3 protein-coding genes are annotated in these 4,534 nt (G+C 70.1%); all 3 read left to right on the plus strand.

The annotated features are described in order from the left end of the window. Positions 1-449: 449 nt before the first annotated feature. The gene (locus tag G3I40_RS35115; protein WP_164558897.1) at positions 450-1,550 is read left to right on the plus strand and encodes a DUF1996 domain-containing protein; all 1,101 of its coding nucleotides are present in this window, start codon (positions 450-452) and stop codon (positions 1,548-1,550) included. Between the two features lie 132 nt (positions 1,551-1,682). Further along, a complete protein-coding gene (locus tag G3I40_RS35120) occupies positions 1,683-3,443 on the plus strand; it encodes a discoidin domain-containing protein (RefSeq protein WP_164558898.1) in 1,761 nt (586 codons plus the stop codon). Between the two features lie 72 nt (positions 3,444-3,515). Continuing rightward, on the plus strand, positions 3,516-4,534 hold a 1,019-nt coding region (locus G3I40_RS35125), incomplete at its 3' end, for a glycoside hydrolase family 3 protein (protein ID WP_164558899.1).

Below are 4,534 nucleotides of genomic sequence, written 5' to 3' on the forward strand. Positions count from 1 at the left end.
GGCAGGGTGCCGGCCGCCGCGCGCGCCTGGGCCGCCCCCGCGGGATCGAGGGGGCCCCCGTCGTCGAAGGCCGCCCTGCGCTGCGCCGTACTCAGGGCGGGCGACACGAGGAGTACGCGGCTGGTCCGGTTCATGGGAGTCCAGATTAGTCACTGCGGACAGTGGTGACGCACGCGGTGGTGACCGGGGCGGGAGCGCTCTCCGACCTGGCAAGTCCCTTTGCCGCAGGGGTACTTGATGCGGCCTCGGCGGGCCCCTGATGCGCCGGGGGTGGGGGTACCCGGTACGAAACAAGCCCGTCACTTTCTCTTGACACTGCCACGTCAGAGCGAGAACACTCCCCGGCGAGAGAGCGCTCTCTCGGTCCATGTACGACAGTTCCACGGGCGGCGGCCCCCGCCGCCGCCCGGCCCCCACTCCACGTCGCACCGACATGGCAGGAGGTCTCCATGGCACGGAGATCGAAGCTCGTCTCAGGGCTGCTGATATCCGGCGCACTCGTACTGAGCACCCTGGGGGTGGGCGGGATCGCACTGTCCGCCGGCGCCACCGAGGCGCCCGCGTCGCAGTCGTCCGCATCCACGTCCTCGCACCAGGGCCACACGATGGCCATGCCCGCATCCACCCGCGCGTCCGCCGACGACCCGGACGGTGACGGATACATCCCCGCGAACCCGCCGGTCACCGGCGTCGAACCGTCCACGAAGGAGCCGCCGCACGCCTACTTCCACGAGTTCCAGGCGCACTGTTCCGTGACCCACACCAAGCCCGACGACCCCATCGTCTACCCGGGCCAGCCCGGCAAGTCCCATGACCACACGTTCATGGGGAACACCACGACCGACGCCAACAGCACCACGGCCTCGCTCGACAGCGGCGGCACCAAGTGCCTGGCCCCCGGTGACAAGTCCGGCTACTGGATGCCCACGATGCTCAACGGCGACAAGCCGGTGCTGCCCGTCGGCGACCAGACCATCTACTACAAGGCCGGCGTCACCGACTACACGAGCGTGCGGCCCTTCCCCAAGGGCCTGCGGTTCGTCGTGGGCAGCCCGATGCAGACCGCGGAGGAGTTCCGCAACCACCCCGGCTTCGTCGAGGGCTGGGAGTGCGGCACGAGCTACTTCAACGTCAACTTCCCCACGGACTGCCCCACGACCCAGGACACCCAGGTCAACATCCGTTTCCAGGCGCCGAGTTGCTGGGACGGGAAGTACCTGGACACGCCCGATCACAAGAGCCACATGGCGTACCCGGTGGTGAAGAACGGCACGAACGACAACGTCTGCCCGGCCGACCACCCCGTCGCGCTGCCGATGATCGAGTTCAAGATGGCGTTCCCCGTCAACGGTGACCTCTCGAAGCTGCGGCTGTCCAGCGGGCCCAGCTACTCGTGGCACTACGACTTCTTCAACGCATGGGACGACCGCACGCTCAAGGCGATGGTCGACCACTGCGTCGTCGGCGGTCTGCAGTGCGACCCGCGCGGCTACGACCAGAACCACCCCGAGGCGGGCGCGGTGCTCGACGCGAACTACGAGCTGCCCTGACCGCTGAGTTCGCACATGCGGGGGCGGCGGTCGCCCTGACCCGGCCGCCGCCCCCACTCCTCCAGCCCCTCGCTTCCCCTCCAGCCCCCTCCCTCCCCGTTCCTCGCACCGACCCCCACCGGAGGCACCCGCATGCGCACGTCCCGCACCGCCCCTCGCAGATCGCACCGCCTCACCGTCCCCGTCACCGCCGGGGTGCTCGCGGCCGCCTTCCTCGCCCTGCCGGGCCAGCAGGCGCAGGCCGCCGGCGACGTGGTGAAGGTGACCGGCTCCCAGGGCAACTGGCAACTCCAGGTCAACGGATCCCCCTACCAGATCAAGGGCCTGACCTGGGGCCCCTCCGTCGCCGATGCCGACAAGTACCTCCCCGACCTGCAGTCCATGGGCGTCAACACGATTCGCACCTGGGGCACCGACGCCAGCAGCAAGCCCCTGTTCGACTCCGCCGCCGCACACGGCATCAAGGTCATCGCGGGTTTCTGGCTGCAGCCCGGCGGCGGCCCCGGCAGCGGCGGCTGTGTGAACTACCTGACGGACACCGCGTACAAGAACCAGATGCTCGACGAGTTCCCCAAGTGGGTCGACACGTACAAGGACAACCCGGGCGTGCTGATGTGGAACGTCGGCAACGAGTCGGTCCTCGGCCTGCAGAACTGCTACAGCGGTGACGAGCTGGAGAAGCAGCGCGACGCCTACACCAGCTTCGTCAACGACATCACCAAGAAGATCCACAGCGTCGACCCGAACCACCCGGTCACCTCGACCGACGCCTGGGTCGGCGCCTGGCCCTACTACAAGAAGAACGCGCCCGACCTCGACCTGTACGCCGTGAACTCCTACAACGCCGTGTGCGACGTCAAGTCGGCCTGGGAGCAGGGGGGTTACACGAAGCCGTACATCGTCACGGAGACCGGACCCGCGGGGGAGTGGGAAGTCCCCGACGACGCCAACGGCGTTCCCCAGGAGCCCACCGACCAGGCCAAGGCCGAGGGGTACACCAAGGCGTGGGGCTGCATCACCGGGCACAAGGGCGTCGCGCTGGGCGCCACGATGTTCCACTACGGCACCGAGTACGACTTCGGCGGCATCTGGTTCAACCTGCTGCCCGCAGGTGAGAAGCGGCTGTCGTACTACGCCGTCAAGCGGGCCTACGGCGGCAACACCTCGGGCGACAACACCCCGCCGGTCATCTCGCAGATGGACATCGAGGGCGGCGCGTCCGGCGTGCCCGCCGGCCGTGACCTCATCGTCTCCACGAAGGCGACGGACCCGGACGGCGACCCGCTCACCTACCAGGTCCTGAGCAACAGCAACTACATCGACCAGAACAAGCAGCTCGTACCGATGCAGACCACCGACCTGGGCGGGGGCCGGCTGAAGGTGACCGCGCCGGACAAGCCCGGCGTCTGGAAGATCTACGTCAAGGCCACCGACGGCAAGGGCAACGTGGGCGTCGAGACGCGCTCGGTGCGCGTCGTGCCGCCGCCCGTCGACGGGACGAACATCGCCGTCGGCAAGGCCGCCACCGCCTCGTCGGAGCAGACCACCGACTACGGCGGCTGCCCGTGCACGGCGGCCAAGGCGGTCGACGGCAAGAACGACACCCGCTGGGCGAGCGACTGGAGCGACCCGCAGTGGGTCCAGGTCGACCTCGGCTCCCGGCAGTCCTTCAAGCACGTCCAGCTCAACTGGGAGACCTCGTACGCGAAGGCGTACACGGTCCAGACCTCCGACGACGGCCAGAACTGGACGACCGTCCACGAGGTGACCGACGGCAACGGCGGCATCGACGACTTCGACGCGAGCGGCACCGGCCGCTACGTCCGCGTCAACGGCACCGCCCGCGGCACCGGATACGGCTACTCCCTCTACGAGTTCGGCGTCTACAACTGAGGGCGATCCGGTAGAACGACATGGTGAGAGAGCGCTCCACTGCGCTCATGGGCGGTGTGAAGGGGTGGGGGAATGGCCGACGAGGAGCCGGACCGGCTGGTCGACAAGCTGAGTCCACGGCAGAGGATCCGGCTGCTCACGGGCGGCACCACCTGGCGCACCCGCGCCGAACCCGCCGTGGGCCTGGCCGAGGTGGTGACCTCGGACGGGCCCGCGGGGGTGCGGGGCGAGGCCTGGGACGAGCGGATCACCTCCGTCCTGCTCCCGTCGGCCTCGGCCCTCGCGGCGACCTGGGACGAGGAACTCGTCCGCGACATGGGCGGGTTGCTCGCTACGGAGGCCCGCCGCAAGGGCGTGCACGTCGTCCTTGCCCCGAACCTGAACCTGCACCGCTCGCCCCTGGCCGGCCGGCACTTCGAGTGCTTCTCGGAGGACCCCTGGCTCGTCGGCCGGATCGGGGCGGCACTGATCCGCGGCCTGCAGGCGCACGGCGTCGCGGCCACGGCCAAACACCTCGTGGCCAACGACTCCGAGACGGCCCGGCTGACCGTCGACGTGCGCCTGGACGCGCGCACGCTGCGCGAGGTCGCCCTCGCCCCCTTCGAGGCGGCCGTCGACGCCGGGGTGTGGGCGGTGATGGCCGGGTACAACCGCGTCAACGGGACGACCATGAGCGCGAGTTCGCTGCTCACCCGGCCGCTGAAGGAGGAGTGGGGCTTCGACGGCCTCGTCGTCTCCGACTGGGGCGCCCTGCGTACGGCGGTGGACACGGCGAACGCGGGCCTCGACCTCGCGATGCCGGGACCCGGCGGCCCCTGGGACGAACTGCTGGCCGAAGCCGTGGCGGACGGCCGGGTGCCGCAGGCCGCGATCGACGACAAGGTGCGCCGCCTGCTGGTCCTGGCTCAGCGGGTCGGCGCCCTGGACGGCTCGTCCGGCGCCGCGGCACGCCGTACGCGACCGGACCCCTCCGGCACGCGACAGCTGCTGTGCCGCGCTGTCACGGCAGGCGCGGTGCTGCTGGCCAACGACGGCGTGCTCCCGCTGCGCGAGGGCGCGCTGCGGACGGTCGCGGTCATCGGCGCGCACGC

Source organism: Streptomyces sp. SID14478, assembly GCF_010548525.1.
Classification (GTDB): Bacteria; Actinomycetota; Actinomycetes; order Streptomycetales; family Streptomycetaceae; genus Streptomyces.

Bases quoted from the DNA above. Each gene is read 5' to 3' on its own strand.
- G3I40_RS35115 (WP_164558897.1), top strand. From the start codon at position 450: ATGGCACGGAGATCGAAGCTCGTCTCAGGGCTGCTGATATCCGGCGCA.
- G3I40_RS35120 (WP_164558898.1), top strand. From the start codon at position 1,683: ATGCGCACGTCCCGCACCGCCCCTCGCAGATCGCACCGCCTCACCGTC.